Annotated in this window: 14 protein-coding genes; 6 read left to right on the top strand and 8 right to left on the bottom strand. The window is 61.5% G+C overall.

What is annotated here, in order from left to right:
- Positions 1 to 11: 11 nt before the first annotated feature.
- On the bottom strand, positions 12 to 1,022 hold the full coding sequence (gene ylqF / locus AAGF34_RS24075; RefSeq protein WP_342618239.1) for a ribosome biogenesis GTPase YlqF: 1,011 nt from the start codon (positions 1,020 to 1,022) through the stop codon (positions 12 to 14).
- A 68-nt stretch (positions 1,023 to 1,090) separates the two neighbouring features.
- A complete protein-coding gene (gene gshA / locus AAGF34_RS24080) occupies positions 1,091 to 2,629 on the bottom strand; it encodes a glutamate--cysteine ligase (RefSeq protein WP_342618240.1) in 1,539 nt (512 codons plus the stop codon).
- Between the two features lie 105 nt (positions 2,630 to 2,734).
- On the opposite strand from gshA, the gene AAGF34_RS24085 reads away from it, so the two are divergent.
- Positions 2,735 to 3,952 carry a GGDEF domain-containing protein gene (locus tag AAGF34_RS24085; RefSeq protein ID WP_342618241.1) on the top strand — a complete coding sequence of 406 codons (1,218 nt, stop codon included), beginning with the start codon at positions 2,735 to 2,737 and terminating at the stop codon, positions 3,950 to 3,952.
- Between the two features lie 8 nt (positions 3,953 to 3,960).
- On the opposite strand, the gene AAGF34_RS24090 is transcribed toward AAGF34_RS24085, so the two are convergent.
- Positions 3,961 to 4,875 carry an SDR family NAD(P)-dependent oxidoreductase gene (locus AAGF34_RS24090; protein WP_342618242.1) on the bottom strand — a complete coding sequence of 305 codons (915 nt, stop codon included), beginning with the start codon at positions 4,873 to 4,875 and terminating at the stop codon, positions 3,961 to 3,963.
- Between the two features lie 63 nt (positions 4,876 to 4,938).
- Here AAGF34_RS24090 and AAGF34_RS24095 point away from each other — a divergent pair, with 63 nt between their 5' ends.
- Together AAGF34_RS24095 and AAGF34_RS24100 are read left to right on the top strand one after the other, a co-directional pair.
- Positions 4,939 to 5,814 carry an NUDIX hydrolase gene (locus AAGF34_RS24095; protein ID WP_342618243.1) on the top strand — a complete coding sequence of 292 codons (876 nt, stop codon included), beginning with the start codon at positions 4,939 to 4,941 and terminating at the stop codon, positions 5,812 to 5,814.
- Between the two features lie 38 nt (positions 5,815 to 5,852).
- Positions 5,853 to 6,383, top strand: a complete 531-nt coding sequence (locus AAGF34_RS24100) for a C40 family peptidase (protein WP_342618244.1) — start codon at positions 5,853 to 5,855, stop codon at positions 6,381 to 6,383.
- A 6-nt stretch (positions 6,384 to 6,389) separates the two neighbouring features.
- Here the strand turns inward: AAGF34_RS24100 and AAGF34_RS24105 are convergent, their stop codons facing one another.
- A complete protein-coding gene (locus AAGF34_RS24105) occupies positions 6,390 to 6,722 on the bottom strand; it encodes a hypothetical protein (RefSeq protein WP_342618245.1) in 333 nt (110 codons plus the stop codon).
- Positions 6,723 to 6,992: 270 nt separating this feature from the next.
- Between AAGF34_RS24105 and AAGF34_RS24110 the strand changes: the two genes are divergently transcribed.
- The 3 genes from AAGF34_RS24110 (at position 6,993) to AAGF34_RS24120 (ending at position 11,719) form a co-directional block, all read left to right on the top strand.
- A complete protein-coding gene (locus AAGF34_RS24110; protein WP_342618246.1) occupies positions 6,993 to 9,989 on the top strand; it encodes an HD domain-containing phosphohydrolase in 2,997 nt (998 codons plus the stop codon).
- A 165-nt stretch (positions 9,990 to 10,154) separates the two neighbouring features.
- The gene (locus AAGF34_RS24115; RefSeq protein ID WP_342618247.1) at positions 10,155 to 10,934 is read left to right on the top strand and encodes an SDR family NAD(P)-dependent oxidoreductase; all 780 of its coding nucleotides are present in this window, start codon (positions 10,155 to 10,157) and stop codon (positions 10,932 to 10,934) included.
- A gap of 2 nt (positions 10,935 to 10,936) precedes the next feature.
- Positions 10,937 to 11,719, top strand: a complete 783-nt coding sequence (locus AAGF34_RS24120; protein WP_342618248.1) for an SDR family oxidoreductase — start codon at positions 10,937 to 10,939, stop codon at positions 11,717 to 11,719.
- Positions 11,720 to 11,793: 74 nt separating this feature from the next.
- Here AAGF34_RS24120 and AAGF34_RS24125 read toward each other — a convergent pair whose 3' ends face one another.
- From AAGF34_RS24125 to AAGF34_RS24140, 4 genes are read right to left on the bottom strand one after another with little or no spacing between them, the layout of a single operon-like run.
- Positions 11,794 to 13,305, bottom strand: coding sequence for a tripartite tricarboxylate transporter permease (locus AAGF34_RS24125; RefSeq protein WP_342618249.1), 1,512 nt, complete (start codon positions 13,303 to 13,305; stop codon positions 11,794 to 11,796).
- 12 nt (positions 13,306 to 13,317) lie between these two features.
- Complete coding sequence (locus AAGF34_RS24130; RefSeq protein ID WP_342618250.1) at positions 13,318 to 13,806, bottom strand: tripartite tricarboxylate transporter TctB family protein; 489 nt, start codon at positions 13,804 to 13,806, stop codon at positions 13,318 to 13,320.
- A gap of 19 nt (positions 13,807 to 13,825) precedes the next feature.
- Positions 13,826 to 15,613 (bottom strand): ATPase, T2SS/T4P/T4SS family, encoded by a 1,788-nt coding sequence (locus AAGF34_RS24135; protein ID WP_342618251.1) that lies wholly within the window; start codon positions 15,611 to 15,613, stop codon positions 13,826 to 13,828.
- Positions 15,610 to 16,371 (bottom strand): spermidine synthase, encoded by a 762-nt coding sequence (locus AAGF34_RS24140; protein WP_342618252.1) that lies wholly within the window; start codon positions 16,369 to 16,371, stop codon positions 15,610 to 15,612. The genes AAGF34_RS24135 and AAGF34_RS24140 overlap by 4 nt, the downstream gene beginning before the upstream one ends.
- Between the last annotated feature and the right edge of the window lies 1 nt (position 16,372).

The raw sequence follows: 16,372 nt of genomic DNA on the forward strand, positions 1-16,372 counted from the left end.
GGCCAGATGCGTCAATCGCTGGTTTCATCGTCCAGGTCGTCGCCTTGCGAACCCTTCACGTAGGCGGGCTCGCGCGGCTTTTGCGGGCGCGGGATTTTTTTCAGGCGGATCAGGCGCGCTTCCTCGATGGCGTCTTTCTTGATCTGGCGCTCGGCATCGAGCTTCTCGCCCGCCCGCAGCCACTCAGCAAACTCTTCGGGCGTCTCCAGCGTGAGGCGGCCCAGGCTACCCGAACGAAAGTCGTGGATGACGATCTCCGCTGCCTTGGTCAGGTTGACCTTGCCGCCCCCCTGCAAGGCTCCACGCTTGCGGCCGATGGCCTCCAGCAACTCCTCATCGGTCTGCCCGGCCACGCCGGTGAGCTTGTAGCGCGACTCCAGACCCTCGGCATAGTGCTGGCGCACATAGTCCAGCAGTTCCAGCGCCACTTCTTCTTCATCGAAGGCATTGCGGCCTACGGCGCCGCTGGCGGCCAGGTTGTAGCCACTCTTGGCCACGATGATGCGCGGCCATAGCACGCCCGGCGTGTCGTAGAGGTAGAAGTCGTCGGCAATGGTGATGCGCTGCTCCAGCTTGGTCACACCGGCCTCGTCACCGGTCTTGGCGGCGCGCTTGCCCTTGAGGGTGTTGATCAGTGTCGACTTGCCCACATTGGGAATGCCGCAGATCAGCACCCGCATGGGCTTGGCCATGCCCCCGCGGTTGGGCGCCAGCGCATGGCAGGCCGCCACCAGAGCCTTGGCCGGCGTGCTCATGCTGGCGTCCAGCGGCAACGCACGTACGTCGGACTGGGCATTGAAGTAATCCAGCCAAGCCGCAGTGCGCACCGGGTCCGCCAGGTCCTGCTTGTTGAGCACCTTGAGGGCTGGTTTGCCTTTGGTGATCTGGGCCAGCATGGGATTGGCGCTGGAGCCCGGCAGGCGCGCGTCGAGCAGTTCGACAACCACATCGATGTCCTTGATACGCTCGGCAATGGCCTTGCGCGTCAGGTGCATATGTCCGGGGAACCACTGAATTGCCATCGCGCTGAACCTATCTGTCAATTAACTGCTGGACCTGCATTGTCGGGCAGGTCCGGCTTGGCGCACGCTCAGACGGTTGCAGCCACCGGTTTGGCGACCAGGCGCTTGGGCGAGAGATACTCCTTGAGGTAGATGTCAAAAGGCAGGGAGTCGCCAGCCTCAATCTCTTTTTGGTCCTGGATGGACTTGGCGGCCATGCGCGCCCACTCGGCGGCCTGCTCATCTGACAACGGCGTTGCCAGCATGGCTTGCCGGGTCTTTTGCGACTGGGCCCGCACAAAGGACACGAAAGACCCGCCAAACTCCTCCGTCATGACCTTGAGCACCTGGGCCGAAGGCGTGAGATCCGGATTCTGCAAGGCCCGCTCGGCGTCCTGCACCGCACGGGAGTAATCATTGGTGGAGTGCACCGCGTCCAGTTGCGCCGCTATGGGTTTGAGTTGCTGCACGATGTCTTGCCCCCAGGCGCTCAGGGTCATGGTGCCAGTGCCCTTCTCCAGCTCCAGACCCGGCTCACGTCCGCGCTCTGCCGCCTTGTGCTGGTTGCGTGCCATGGCCGCGATTTCCTGCGGCGTGTCATCCGGGCTGTCCGATTGCAGGCAGTGCAGCAGGAACACGTCCAGAAAGCGCAGTGTCTGCGCGGTGATGCCAACCGTCTCAAACGGATTGAGGTCCATCAAGCGGACTTCCACATACTCCACGCCACGCTCGCGCAGGGCATGCAGGGGCCGCTCGCCGGGGAAGATCACGCGCTTGGGGCGGATGGTGCCGTAGAACTCGTTCTCGATCTGCAGCAGTGTGGTCTGCAGCTGCTTGTAGCTGCCATCTTTCGCGCGCACGCCAATGGCTTCGTAGGCCGGATAGGGCACGGTCAGGGCCTGTTGCAAGGATGCAGCGTAGCCCTGCAGGCTGTTGTAGCTGACGGCCAGGGAAGATTGCGCATCGCTCTGGTAGCCCAGCCGGCCCATGCGTAGCGAGGTGGCGTAGGGCAGATACAGCGTGCCCTCGTTGAGCGGCTGCAAGCGGTGCTCGCGACCGGCAACAAAGGTGGAGCACACGGCAGGCGATGCCCCGAACAGATACAGCAACAGAAACGCGTGGCGGCGGAAATTGCGGATCAGGCCAAAGTAGGCTTCGCTGGAGACATCAGGCAGGCTCCAGTTGTAGTGGATGCCCGAGATGGTCTGCATGCGTCTGCCGTAGCGGTGCCCCAGCCCACTGCGATATACCGTCTTGCTGCGCCCCACGTTGGAGCTGCCGTACTGACCCAGCGGAATGGCGTCGTCTGCCGGCAGTCCGCAGGGCATGCTCGATACCCACAGCATTTCATCACCCAGCGACTGCATGGTGAACTGCTGGATACGGGTGAGCTCGTCAATGCAGTCCTGCGCACCGGCGTGCACACCGGTAATGAGCTCCACCTGCGACTCACTGAAATCGGTGGTGATGCGGGGGTGCGTCAATGCCGATCCCAGCGCCTCCGGATGCGGTGTCATGGCCAGACGGCCGTTCTCCTGCGCACGCAAACTCTCTTTTTCCAAACCGCGGCGAATGCCTCGCAGCCGCTCCGGGGCGACCCAGCTAGGGCCTTGCGAAAAATTGTCCATACCTGTGGCCCTTTGTCTTTTCTTCGGGCGAGAAGTTAACACAGGCGCACTATTTGTGCAGTTTGAGGGCATGATTGCACCGTTTTGAGGCTGCACAATACGGATATGCAAACGTTGGAATCTGTTGTCTGGTCAGTCATGCTAGGTGGTCTGCTGACCATCGGGACCATGGCTGTCGTGGACGTTGCCCTGAGCCGCACGCTGGCCGCGTGCCGGGGCCTGCTGTTCATGACGGTCACCGGTTTCAGCTGCGTGCTGCTGTCGGGTCTGCCAGAAGACCTCTTTCCCGGCCTGCCGGTGGTGCCGGTACTGATCCTCAAAAGCAGCCTGGGGCCCCTGAGCGGAGCCATGGTGCTCACCTATCTGCGCCAGTGGCTGGGTGTTGCCGCGGAAGACCACTACGTGCACAACGCCATCCTCTGGGGCTCCACCGGTCTGCTGGTGGCGGCCGTGGTCATCACCCTGCTGTGCGTGCTGTTTGCCGCAACACTGAGCACCGAGATCCTGCTGTTTGCCGCCTTCCTGAATGCGGTGGCCGTTTTGCTGGCCACCTTCACATCGGTGCGTGCAGCCCAGCTCGGAGACAAGCTGGCACGCACCATGGCAGTGGGCTGCCTGTTCCTGGCCCTGTCGCTGGGCGGTCTGTTTGCCCACCAGCTGGTACCGGACCACGGCTCGCTCGCCATCTGGATCGTGACGTCTTTCAGTACTGTGGTCTTCTTTCTGGTCATGGTGGCACTGGGAATCCGGCGCAACCGGCAACTGCGCAAGCTCGAGCGGCTTGCCGGACTGTCCCAAGGCGTTGACCCGGCCACTGGCCTGCCACGCGGCTCGGTTCTGCTGTCCAAAGTCGATGACGCTTTCTGGCGTAGCGCCAGGCTCAACACCAGCTGCGCCGTGATCTGCCTGCACCTGCGCAACCTCTATGAGCTCAGTGAAGTGGCGGGCCACTCGGTGGACCAGCAGATTCTGGCCGCCATGGCGGCGCGCATTCGGCGCGCCATGGGCTTTCGCTGCGTGGTGGGGCTGTACCACCCGCGCTGCTTTGTGGTGGTGCTGTCCGCCGTCAAGCAACCCAAACTGGTCCGCAAGATGACCGAGCGGCTGCGTGAGCTGATGGTGGAGCCACTGGATGTCATTGGCAGCAACGACGCAGTGCACCGGTTCATTCCGCAGTTCAGCGTAGGCCATGTCACCGTCAGTTCCGCGGACCTGGTGCCCGCCGACGTGATCGATGAAGCCGAGCAGCAGGCCCTCAACATCGAACGCGAATACAACCGCGCCGAACAGACCGCCCACAGCCCCTTGCAGGCCGAGGGCTGATCACCCCGTCAACCCTTTTTGAGCAGGGCCGTGGCACGACCCACTTCGTGCGCGCCCTGACCCGAACCGTCGTGCGGCACCATTTCTGCGGTGCGGTCACGCACCTGCGCCAGTAGCTCTGCCAGACGCTCCGGTGACTGGGCATCCAGGCCGATCCAGGCACCTTGCGTCAGGGTGATATGCGCGGCCTCCACGCTTCCAGCCCCTGCGCACAGCACGGTGCGGGTGGGCGCATCCTCCCCCACCAGCACCAGCATGGCCGGTGTCACGGCCTGGGGCTCCAGGGCCGCCAGCACTTCCGGTGGCATCAGCCCTTCAGTCATGCGGGTCGCTGCGGTGGGTGCCAGACAGTTCACATGGATATTGTGTTTGGCGCCTTCCAGCCCCAATGTCTGCATCAGCCCAACCAGCGCCAGCTTGGCCGCACCGTAATTGCTCTGACCAAAATTGCCGTACAGGCCGGTACTGGAAGTGGTCATGAGAATACGCCCGTACTTCTGCTCCACCATATGCGGCCAAGCCGCCTTGGTGCAGTGCACGGCGCCCATCAGATGCACATCCAGCACCAGGCGGAAGTCAGCCAGATCCATCTTGGCAAAGGTCTTGTCGCGCAGGATTCCGGCGTTGTTGACCACGATGTCGATGCGACCCCAGGCATCCACCGCCTGTTGCACCATGGCCTGCACCGCGTCCCAGTCGGTCACCGAAGCGCCGTTGGCAATGGCCTCGCCACCAGCGGCGCGGATTTCCGCCACCACGCGCTCGGCCGCCGTCAGGGAGCTGCCCGAACCGTCCCGTGCGCCCCCCAGGTCGTTTACCAGCACCTTGGCACCGCGTCTGGCCAAGGCCAAGGCATGTTGGCGACCCAAACCACCACCGGCTCCGGTCACAATTGCTACGCGTCCTTTGAAATCAATCGCCACACTTCACTCCAGAAAAAAACGGATACTGCATGCCATTCGCACACCGCGTGTGCCAAAGCTCCTATGGAAATCACCTCCGAAATCATTCATACACCGCCCAGAGATGCTGCCACCGTCATCATTCTCAGGGATAGCCCACAGGGCCCCGAAGTTTTTCTGGTCAAGCGCCACGGCCTGTCTGACGTGTTGGGCGGTGCCTACGTGTTCCCCGGCGGCAAGCTGGACGAAAGCGACGCACAGCTGGACGAAACCCATCATTTGGACAGCTCTGCGGCAGACCTGCACAAACGCCTCGGCGAACCGGATCTGGAGCAGCAGCGCGCCAAGGGGCTGTTTGTAGCCGCGCTGCGCGAAGCCTTTGAAGAATGCGGCGTGCTGTTCGCCCAGGATGCGACGCCAACCCACAGCATGGATCTTGCAGTGCAGTTGCGCGACGGGCGCATGTTCAATCTGGCGCTGGCGGAAACCGGTCTGCGGCTGCAAACCCAGGCCGTCATTCCCTGGTCGCGCTGGGTCACACCCAAGATGCCGTCCATTTCCAGCAAACGTTTTGATACCCGCTTCTTTGTTGCCGCCCTGCCCGAAGGGCAGGTTGCCCGTCATGACGACGTGGAAACCACGCAAAGCGACTGGTTGCGCCCCCGCGCCGCCCTCGAACAGTACTGGGACCGGACCATTGAAATGGCGCCGCCCCAGATCATGACCCTGGCCCATCTGGCGCGCTTTGCCGATGTGGCCAGCGCGCTGCAGGCCGCGCGTACCATCCCGCCGGCGCTGATCCAGCCCGAGCCCATGGATGAAAACGGCGAGCGTGTGTTGTGCTATCCCGGCGACCCCTGCCACAGCATCAGGCAAGCTGCCATGCCCGGCCCTACCCGGCTGCGTTACCGCAACAAGCGCTTCGAGCCGGAGCAGGGCTTTGAAGCACTTTTCGCTTGAGGCATTGCAGATTGACTCTGCCGTGGCATAGTGCGGCCATGCACAAGACAGGCCACCCTATACACCGCACTGCATCCCGCGCCGGATGCTGCCTGGCGGTGGTGCTTGCGGTGGGCCTGGCAGGGTGCTCCACTGCGCCCACGTCACGCACAGAAGCGCCAGACCAGGCAGCAGTTGATATCCAATCGCGCCTGAGCCTGGACGCTGCCAATGACGTGACCCTGTATGCCATCAGTCTGGTGGGAACGCCCTACCGCTGGGGTGGCAACACGCCGGCCTCCGGTTTTGATTGCAGCGGCCTGATCGGTTATGTCTACAAGACCCGTGCCGGCATCTACGCACCGCGCACAACCTCCGCACTGGTCGATTGGGGTCAGCCGGTGCCGCCGGGTTCTCTGCGTAGCGGTGACTTGGTGGTCTTTGCCCAGAAGGGCACCGTCAACCACGCCGGTATCTATGTGGGCGAGGGGCGCTTTGTGCATGCCCCGTCGAGTGGCGGTGAAGTGCGGCTGGACTCGCTGAGTTCGATTTACTGGTCCCGGCAACCAGTCAGCTACCGGCGCCCCTGAGCGCGTCTAGCCAATGATGGCGAAGGTGCTGACAAACACCACCTTCACCAGCAGCCAGGTGGCCACCACGATGGCCCAGGACTTCCATTGCACGCGCGGGGTGTTGAAGCGGTTTTCGGCCAAGGTGAACACAAGCGCACAGACCAGACCGAACAGCAAGCCCACTGCAGCCTGCAGCAGTTTGAGTTGCCACCAAGGCTGCGGGCCGTCTTCCACCGGCAGAAAGATGTGAATGGCCAGCCCGAAGATCAGCCAGCGTGCCAGATAGCCCCACCAGCGGGTCCACATGCCCGATCCAACCGGTGGCCAATGCGCGTCGTGCGGGTTCGTGGAGTGCATAAGGCAAATTCGTTAAGTCCGTCCAACTATACACAGCCGGGTCGCGCAATTCGATGCAACACACGGGTATGCGTGAAATGTGTGGCGTGGAGCGCAAAAGCAACGGCTTTTGTTTGGGCAAACCCGGTGGTTGATGAGCCTTTTATGCGTTTGCTGCTTCATTTGTGCACCCTCACAGCCTTAGCTATTCACATGCAAGTCATGGGCTAGGTCGGACTTAATCATCGTTACCCTAGAATCCATCAACAGAATAGTGGCGGGGGGTTTACCATGCGCTTTCGCTTGCAGATCCGGTTCCAGACCTGGGTGCTATCCATGACGGTGCTGCTGGTACTCTGCCTGGCGGCAGCGTTCCTCTACACGGTTTTTCGCACCTTTTCATCCATCTCGGAAGAGTCAGCACAGGAACGCTTTTCGCTGATTGCCGAACAGGCTGCGCTGCAACTGGAAAGCCTGGTAAAGCAAAGCGGCAATCTGGTACTGGCTCGCACGGCCTCCGAACGCCAGATGTTTGTGCGGGATGGTGTGCTGAACCCCAGCAGCATGGTGCCAGCTTTCCTGGGATCATTTGAAGCAGAGCCTGATGCGTACTCGCACTTCTTTGCGCTGCAGAACAACGAGTTTCTTCAGGTCATCAACGTGTTGGGAGACGCCCGCATCCAGGCCGCGATCAAGGCCCCTGAGGGCACTGCCTATGCCGTGCGCCGCATCACGCGGGACAACCAAGGCAGGCGCACCGACAGCTATCACTTTTTGTCCGCCAGCAAGGACCTGATAGGAAGCCGCTCGCAGCCTGCCACATTGGTGCCTACAGAGCGCCCCTGGTACCAGGGTGCTCTGAGTCAGAAGCGTCTGTTTGTGACGGAGCCCTATCTGTTTGCTTCCACTGGCGAACTGGGGCTGACCGTCGCGGCCCCTCTCCAGGACGGCGCCGGCGTGCTGGCAACCGACATCAGCCTGCGTGGCATGGAAGCCTTTCTCTCTCATATCAAGCTGCCGCCCAACGGAGCCATCGCAGTGCAGGACCGGCAGGGCCGGGTGCTGGCCTTCCATGGCAACGGGGCCCGATTCGAGGGGGTGACGATTGCACCGCTGAGCGCGACTACCAGCCTCACCAATGAATACCTCTCCGTCCTGCAAAGGGATGCGCAAGTGGTTTCCGGTTTGCAGACCATGGGCGCGGAACAAACCCACTTTGTCGTCAATTACAAGGCCGTGCAGGCCGTGCCGGGAATGCCCTTGCGCATCACCGTCTGGGCTCCGGTTTCCGACTTCACTGCAGCTTTCAAGCAGGCCGAGCACAACGTGTTGACCCTGGCGCTGCTGGTATTGCTGGTATTGGCACCACTGGCGCTGCTGGGCTCGCGCCAGATCGCCAAATCGCTGACGGCCATGGCGGTGGACTCCGAACGCCTCAAACGTCTGGACTTCTCGCAGGAGCCACACCGGGCCCGCTCCATCCTCTATGAAGTCCAGGCGCTGGGCGACGCGCAGTACGTCATGCATGGCGCCATCCAGAACCGTACCGACGAACTCAAGACCTCGCAGGACAAGCTGGCACGGCTGGTGGACAACGGCATCAAGCTCTCGCGTGAGCAGAACCGCTCGCTGCTGCTGCGCCACGTGCTGTTTGGCGCCCGTGAGATTGCGCATTGCGCTGCAGCCACGCTGTTCCTAAAGACCGAACAAAACACCCTGGTGTTCGCCCAGCGCACCAACGAGGATGCGCTACCCTCCTTTGAAATTCCGCTCTTCAACGCTGATGGCAAGCCGAACAACCACTACGTGGTGGTGAACGCTGCCAACAACAACACATCCGTCATCGTGGATGACGTGTATGCGGAAACGCGCTTTGACATGTCGGGCACCAAGAAGTTCAGCGAAGAATCCGGCTTCAGGACTATCTCCATGCTGACGGTCCCCTTGAGTCCGCGTGAGGGCGAAGTGATTGGTGTGATCCAGCTGCTCAACGCGCAGGATCCCAAGACGGGCCAGGTCATTCCCTTCCCCAAGGATCTGGTTGGATTTGTCGAGGCACTGGCGGCGCAGTCGGCCGTGGCCATCGAGAACCAGAACCTGATCGACGCGCAGCGGCAACTCATGGACGCGCTGATCAAGCTGATTGCCGGCGCGATTGACGCCAAGAGCCCCTATACCGGCGGCCATTGCGAGCGCGTTCCCGAACTGGGAATGATGCTGGCCGAAGCCGCCACGGCCCAAACCACAGGGCCGCTGTCAACCTTCAAGTTTGAAACAGAAGACGAGTGGCGGGAATTCCGCGTTGGCGCCTGGTTACATGACTGCGGCAAAGTCACCACGCCGGAGTATGTGGTGGACAAGGCCTGCAAGCTCGAAACCATTTACAACCGCATCCATGAGGTGCGCATGCGCTTTGAAGTGCTGCTGCGCGATGCCCGCATCACCCAGCTCGAAGCGCTGGCCGGTGGCGGCGATGCGCAGGATGCACAAGCCGCTTTTGACGCACGGCGTGCACAGCTGCTGGATGACTTCGCGTTTGTGGCCGAGTGCAACCTGGGTGGCGAATACATGGCGCCTGAGAAAGTGCAGCGCCTGCAGCAGATAGCCCAGCAGACCTGGCTGCGTCACTTTGACGACCGTGCCGGATTGGCCCACGAAGAGCTCAAGCGCTACACCGATGCACCAGCTGCCCTGCCCGCAACCGAGCAACTGCTGTCGGACAAGGCGCACCACATCATTCCACGCACCAGCAAGGCAGTGCTGGACCCCAAGTGGAACTTCAAGGTCAACATACCGGAGCACCAGTACAACTATGGTGAGGTCTACAACCTCAGCGTAAGCCGTGGCACCCTCACCGAAGAGGAGCGCTTCAAGATCAACGAGCACGTGATGCAAAGCCTGATGATGCTGGAGCAATTGCCCCTGCCCAAGAACATGCGGCGCGTGCCCGAATACGCCGGCACCCACCATGAGACCCTGATCGGCACCGGCTACCCGCGCAAGCTAGGTGCCGACGAGCTGAGCGTGCCCATGCGCATCATGGCCATTGCCGACATCTTCGAGGCGCTCACCGCCTCGGACCGCCCCTACAAGAAGGCCAAGACGCTGTCGGAGTCCATCAAGATCCTGTCCTTCTTCAAGAAGGACAAGCACATTGACGGGGATTTGTTCGATCTGTTCCTGACCTCGGGTGTGTACAAACGCTACGCCGAAAAATATCTGCTGCCCGAGCAGATTGATGAGGTGGATATTGCGAAGTTTGTGACCACCGGGCACCAAGCAAGTTAGGTCCACAGCAGAGCGATGAAAAATCATTAACTTGTGATCTCAAACAATAAAATCATCAGAAATCTTGCTTCAAAACCTGTGAAATTTAGTTAATATGTGATCACAAATTAACTCTTTGTGATAGCATCGCCAGCGAATTTTCAAATGAATGGCGTGGAGACTAAATTGCACCCCTTGTTCAATCTGAATAAACGCATTGCCCTGGTGACTGGTGCTGGAAGTCCTTCCGGCATTGGCTTTGCGACGGTCAAACTGCTGGCTGAACTGGGTTGCAGTGTTGCCATTTGCGCGACCGGGGACCGGATACATGAGCGCGCCAAAGAGTTGCATGCGCTTGAACACGACGTGGAGGCATACCGGGCCAACCTGACCGACGCCACCCAGGTAAGGAATATGGTCAGCAAGGTGCTGGAACGCTTCGGCCGCATCGACATCCTTGTCAACAATGCAGGAATGACCCAGGAGGGTTCCGCAGAGTCTTTCACACCTTTCTCCGAAATGTCCGATGAAGACTGGAATACCGGCATGGCGCGCAACTTGAACACCTGCTTTCTTGTCACCCGAGCGGTTGTCCCGGCGATGCTGCGCCAGGAGTCTGGCCGGATCATCAATGTCTCGTCGGTCACCGGTCCATTGGTCAGCCACCCTGGAGAGTCTGTCTACAGTGCCGCAAAGGCGGCCATGGTGGGCATGAGCAAAGCCTTGGCCATTGAAGTCGCTGCGCGTGGAATCACCGTCAACTGTGTGGCACCCGGTTGGGTTGCGACGGCGTCGCAAACCGCGCATGAGGCAAAGGCGGCACAACATACCCCCATAGGGCGCGCCGGCACGGCGCTTGAGATGGCCTCTGTCATTGCCTTTCTGGCCATGCCCGGGGCGAGTTACATCACAGGCGAGCTGGTCGTCGTGGACGGTGGAAACATCCTGCAAGAAAGCAAAGGCTGAACATGACAAACGTCTTTGCAACAGACCTGATGAAAGACAAGGTCGTTCTGGTCACGGGAGCGGCCGGTGGTGTGGGCGGTGCCGTTGCCGACCTCCTCTGCTCTTTGGGTGCAAAGCTTGTGTTGACAGACATTCAACAGGAAGCGCTGCAGGCCAAAGCCGAGCTCCTGGGGGCAACACCCATGTGCCTGAACTTGGGTGAAGCGGATGCGGCAGAAAGACTCATGCAACTCGCGCTGGAAACCCATGGCCGCCTTGATGGCTTGGCCAACTGCGCGGGCGTGTGGGTAGAAGGCGCTAGCGAACATGCGTCTGAAACGGATTGGCAACGCTGCATCGATATCAACCTGAAGGCCGTATTTTTCATGTGCAGCCGCGCCATTCCCGCACTCAAGAAAAGTCATGGCGCCATCGTGAACATCAGCTCGGACGCCGGCGTAGTGGGCAACGCCGGAGCAGCCATCTACTGCGCCAGCAAAGGTGGCGTGGGGCTTCTGACAAAAGCGTTGGCGCGTGAACTGGCAAGTGATGGTGTGCGTGTCAACGCGCTGTGCCCCTCAGACATCTTTTCACCCATGCTCAGCTTCCAGGCCGAGCGCTATGGCAACGGCAATCCTGAGGCCTATCTCCAGAATCTGCTTGCGCACTACCCCCAGGGAAAGAACGCACGCTTCCTGTCACCACAAGAGGTCGCGCAGCACGTTGTGTGGCTGCTCTCGTCCGCATGCGAAGGTGTTACCGGTGCCCAGGTGATGTTGGACTTTGGATTGACGGCCGGGTATTGACGACGAAGCCCTGCCAAGCGTGCGCTCGTAGAGCCCGCTCTTGGGCATCCGTGTCTGTGAAGGGTGGCGCCAACTCACTCTTCCAGAAACGCTTCCTGTCGGCGCGATTTCACCGCCGGCAACAGCACCAGGATCACCAGCAGCAGCGCAATGAGCAGCAAGCCGGCCGAGAGGGGACGCGAGATGAACACACTCCAGTCGCCGCGCGAGAAGAGCAAGGCACGCCGCAGGTTCTCTTCCATCATGGGCCCCAGGATGAAGCCCAGCAGCAGCGGCGCGGGCTCCATGTCCAGCAGGTTGAACACATAGCCCACCAGCCCGAACAGGGCCACCAGCCAGATGTCAAACGTGCTGTTGTTGGTAGTGTAGACCCCGATCGCACAGAACAGCACGATGGCCGGAAACAGCCAGCGGTAGGGCACGCTGAGCAGCTTGATCCAGATGCCAATGAGTGGCAGGTTCAGCACCACCAGCATCAGGTTGCCTATCCACATGGATGCGATCAGTCCCCAGAACAGCTCGGGGTTGCTGGTCATCACCTGCGGTCCGGGCTGGATGTTGTGGATGGTCATGGCACCCACCATCAGTGCCATCACCGCGTTGGGTGGAATGCCCAACGTTAGCAAGGGGATGAACGAAGTTTGCGCACCGGCATTGTTGGCCGACTCGGGCGCTGCCACGCCGCGGATATTGCCCTCGCCAAACGGCACTTCCCCCGGCTTGGCGCGAATCTTCTTTTCCATGGCGTAGGACGCGAACGAGGCCAGCAAGGCACCGCCGCCGGGAAGGATTCCCAGGATGGAACCCAGCGCCGTGCCTCGCAGCACCGCGGGTGTCATGTCCTTGAAGTCCTTGCGGGTGGGCCACAGGCCCTGCACCTTGCTGGTAAACACCTGGCGCGCATGCTCGGGCTGCGCCAGGTTGGTGATGATTTCGCCATAGCCGAACACGCCCATGGCAATAGCGACAAAACCTATGCCGTCGGACAGGTCCGGAATGTCAAAGGCAAAGCGCGCCACGCCGGAGTTGATGTCGGTCCCGACCAACCCCAGCAGCAGACCCAGCACCGTCATGGCAATCGCCTTGAGCAGCGAGCCCGAAGCAAGCACCACCGCGCCAATCATGCCCAGCACCATCAAGGAAAAATACTCCGCAGGGCCGAATTGCAGAGCCACCACAGTCAGCGCCGGCGCAAACGCGGCCAGTATCAAGGTGCCCACGCAGCCCGCAAAGAAAGAGCCCAGACCGGCCGCTGCCAGTGCCGGCCCTGCCCTGCCCTGGCGTGCCATCTGGTAGCCATCGATGCAGGTCACCACCGACGAGGACTCACCCGGCAAATTCACCAGAATGGCCGTGGTGGAGCCGCCATACTGTGCGCCGTAATAAATGCCCGCCAGCATGATGAGCGCCGACACCGGCGGCAAGGAGTAGGTGGCTGGCAACAGCATAGCAATGGTGGCCACCGGCCCAATGCCGGGCAATACACCGATCAGGGTGCCCAGCAGGCAGCCCGCCAGGGCATACAACAGATTCATGGGTGTGAATGCCACACCAAAGCCCAGAGCGAGATTGCTGATCAGGTCCATGGTGCGCAGGGCTCAGACGGCCGCAAAGACGGGCCACAGCGGAAGCTGCAGCTTCAGCAAGACGACAAATGTGACGTAGCTGCCCAGCGACAGCAACAGAGCCAGCAGCAGCACCTCTTTCCATCGGAACTCGGTGCCTGCCCGTGCTGCCAACACTGTCAGCACGAACACCGCCGGCATCAACCCCATGGAGGGCACGCCCACTGCGGACAGACCTCCAATCAACACACCAAAGGCCAGATTGGCCAGCACCACATACGCCACCGGCCGCCAGGCCCAACCCGCGATACGCCCGCCATCCTCGGTTTCAAATACCAATGCCTTGAACAGGATCACTCCACCCAGCACCGTGAGCAATGCGCCCAGCAGCAACGGGAAATAGCCTGGCCCCATGCGGGCCGCAGTGCCAATGGTGTAGCGCGATGCACTCCACGCAAAGCACACGCCCATGACCATGAAGAGCAGGCCAGCAAAGAAGTCCTTTTGATTTTTCAGATTCACCTGCGTACTCCTGAAAAACTCAGTCCATGGGTGGGGTGGCGCTCAGCACCTCATCCACCACGGTCATCCCTTCAGCCACCCGCAAGGCGCCCGCGAGCCGCAGGGGGCGCATGCCATCGGCCAAGGCCTGCTTGCGCAGGGCTTCAATCACCGGCTCCTTGGTCACACGCGCCTTGAAGGCATCGGTCACTTCCAGCAGCTCGTACAGGCCCATGCGCCCCATGAAGCCGGTCATGCGGCAGTCCACGCAGCCCACGGGTTTGAAAGGTTTGTAGCCGCCGCTGATATTCCAGGGTTTGACGATTTCGCCCAGCTTTTCGCGCGTGGTTTCCTCATCGGGCACCCGGCATTTGGTACACAGGGTGCGCACCAGGCGCTGCGCCAGCACGCCCAGTAGCGTAGCGTTGATCAGGTACGACGGTATGCCCAGCTCCAGCAGCCGCGTCACGGCGGAGGGTGCGTCGTTGGTATGCAGGGTGGAAAACACCAGGTGCCCTGTGAGCGCGGCCTGCACCGCCATTTCCGCCGTTTCCAGGTCGCGGATTTCACCCACCATGATGATGTCCGGGTCCTGCCGCATCAGGGCGCGCAGCCCCTGCGGAAAGCCGAAGTCCAGCTGCGGCTGCACCTGCGTCTGGTTGAAAGAGGGTTCGATCATTTCGATCGGGTCTTCCACAGTACTGACGTTGACCTCTTCGGTAGCCACGCGTTTGAGCGTGGAGTACAGCGTGGTGGTCTTGCCCGAGCCGGTGGGACCGGTCACCAGGATGATGCCGTGTGGGCGCTTGACCAGCGCTTCCCAGCGCTGGGCATCGTGGCTGCTGAAGCCCAGGGCGTCCAGATCCTTGACGGCGTTGTCGGGGTCAAAGATGCGCATCACCATCTTTTCACCAAAGGCGGTGGGCAAGGTGGAGATACGCATTTCAATTTCGTCGCCACGCGGGTTGCGTGTCTTGATGCGTCCGTCCTGCGGCCGGCGCCGCTCGATCACATCCATGCGCCCCAGCAGCTTGATGCGCGCGCACATGGCATTGAGCACGCCCATGGGCATCTGGTAAACCGGATGCAGCACACCGTCGATGCGGAAGCGGATCACGCCCTGCTCGCGCCGCGGCTCCAGGTGGATGTCACTGGCGCGCTGGTCAAAGGCGTATTGCCACAGCCAGTCCACCACCTGCACCACACCCTGGTCATTGGCGTCGAGCTGCTTGTTGGTGCGACCCAGCTCCACCAGTTGCTCAAAAGTGGCGCCATTGTTGGCGCCGCTTTTGTTGGCTGCGCGTACCGACTTGGCCAGCGCGTAGAACTCCGCTGTAAAGCGCTGGATGTCCTGCGGACTGGAGACCACGCGGCGCACCGTGCGGCGCGACTGGCGCTCCACCTCGGCCACCCAGTCGGTGACAAAGGGCTCCGCAGTGGCCACGGTGATTTCGGAAGGCGTGACGGTAACCGGCAGGATGCGGTGGCGCTCGGCATAGGCTGCGCCCATGGAGTCGGCGATCTTGCCCACTTCCACCTTGAGCGGATCAATGCGCAGATAGCTCAGACCGCTGCGCTTGGCCAGCCACTGGGTCAGCAGCTCTACGTCCAGCGGCTTCTGGTCCACATCGCGGCGCATGGCCACGGCGGCCAGACGCAGCAGCGGATGCTGCGCGCTTTCCGCCACCGAGCAGCGGGCAATGGTGCGCTGGGCTTCATCGTTAGAGATGACGCCGTCACGCTGCAGCCATTGCACCAGGATGTGCCAGTCCAGAGGCCCCGCATGCTTGGCGGCTTGGCTGGGCGACGTATGGGACGACGGTGTCATGGCACAACCGGTTTGAAGACGCGCATCCACTTGTCGGCGGGCAGTCCCCAGTTGGTGCTGATGTATTCGGCACGGGGCTCCACCACACTGCGTTTGGGCCGTGATGCGGTGCGCTGCGCCATGACCACGGTATTGCCCTCGCGGGTGGACTTGAAGGCCCAGACCGCATCCCGGCCAAAGGCCTCGGCAATCTTGTCCACGCTGCCCTGGAAGCTGGAGACGCGGCCAAACAGATTGACCGTCATGCAGCCCTCGTCGGTCAACATGGCGCGGCAGTCGGCATAAAAGGCGGCGCTGTCGAGCACGGGCGCGGCAGCCTCTTCGTCATACAGATCCACCTGTAGCGCGTCCACACAGCCTAACCAGCGCGGTTTCTTGATCTCTTCGGAGGCATCGGCCAGCACCACCTGCATGCGCGGGTTGTCCGCTGGCAGATGGAACCAGCCGCGGCAGGCGTGCAGCACCTGCGGGTTGAGTTCGATGGCGGTGGTGTTCTTCATGCGCAGCACCTTGTGGCAAAACTTGGTGAGCGAGCCCGCACCCAGCCCAAGCTGCACCGCCTGGCGCTGGTTGACCGTGGCCGGGTCGATGAACAGCAGCCAGGCCATCATGCGTTGTATGTATTCGTGCACCAGCACGTTGGGCGCGTCCACCAGCATGGAGCCCTGGATCCACTCACTGCCCAGATGCAGGTGGCGGATGGGGCCTTCCTCTGAAAAATTGACCTCGGGGAGAATGATTGCGTCTTTTCTAGCCATG

Source organism: Rhodoferax sp. GW822-FHT02A01 (assembly GCF_038784515.1).
In the GTDB taxonomy this organism is placed as follows: Bacteria; Pseudomonadota; Gammaproteobacteria; order Burkholderiales; family Burkholderiaceae_C; genus Allorhodoferax.

Coding starts and splice junctions, on each gene's coding strand:
- ylqF (WP_342618239.1), bottom strand. CDS start 1,022: ATGGCAATTCAGTGGTTCCCCGGACATATGCACCTGACGCGCAAGGCC.
- gshA (WP_342618240.1), bottom strand. CDS start 2,629: ATGGACAATTTTTCGCAAGGCCCTAGCTGGGTCGCCCCGGAGCGGCTG.
- AAGF34_RS24085 (WP_342618241.1), top strand. CDS start 2,735: ATGCAAACGTTGGAATCTGTTGTCTGGTCAGTCATGCTAGGTGGTCTG.
- AAGF34_RS24095 (WP_342618243.1), top strand. CDS start 4,939: ATGGAAATCACCTCCGAAATCATTCATACACCGCCCAGAGATGCTGCC.
- AAGF34_RS24100 (WP_342618244.1), top strand. CDS start 5,853: ATGCACAAGACAGGCCACCCTATACACCGCACTGCATCCCGCGCCGGA.
- AAGF34_RS24105 (WP_342618245.1), bottom strand. CDS start 6,722: ATGCACTCCACGAACCCGCACGACGCGCATTGGCCACCGGTTGGATCG.
- AAGF34_RS24110 (WP_342618246.1), top strand. CDS start 6,993: ATGCGCTTTCGCTTGCAGATCCGGTTCCAGACCTGGGTGCTATCCATG.
- AAGF34_RS24120 (WP_342618248.1), top strand. CDS start 10,937: ATGACAAACGTCTTTGCAACAGACCTGATGAAAGACAAGGTCGTTCTG.
- AAGF34_RS24125 (WP_342618249.1), bottom strand. CDS start 13,305: ATGGACCTGATCAGCAATCTCGCTCTGGGCTTTGGTGTGGCATTCACA.
- AAGF34_RS24135 (WP_342618251.1), bottom strand. CDS start 15,613: ATGACACCGTCGTCCCATACGTCGCCCAGCCAAGCCGCCAAGCATGCG.
- AAGF34_RS24140 (WP_342618252.1), bottom strand. CDS start 16,371: ATGGCTAGAAAAGACGCAATCATTCTCCCCGAGGTCAATTTTTCAGAG.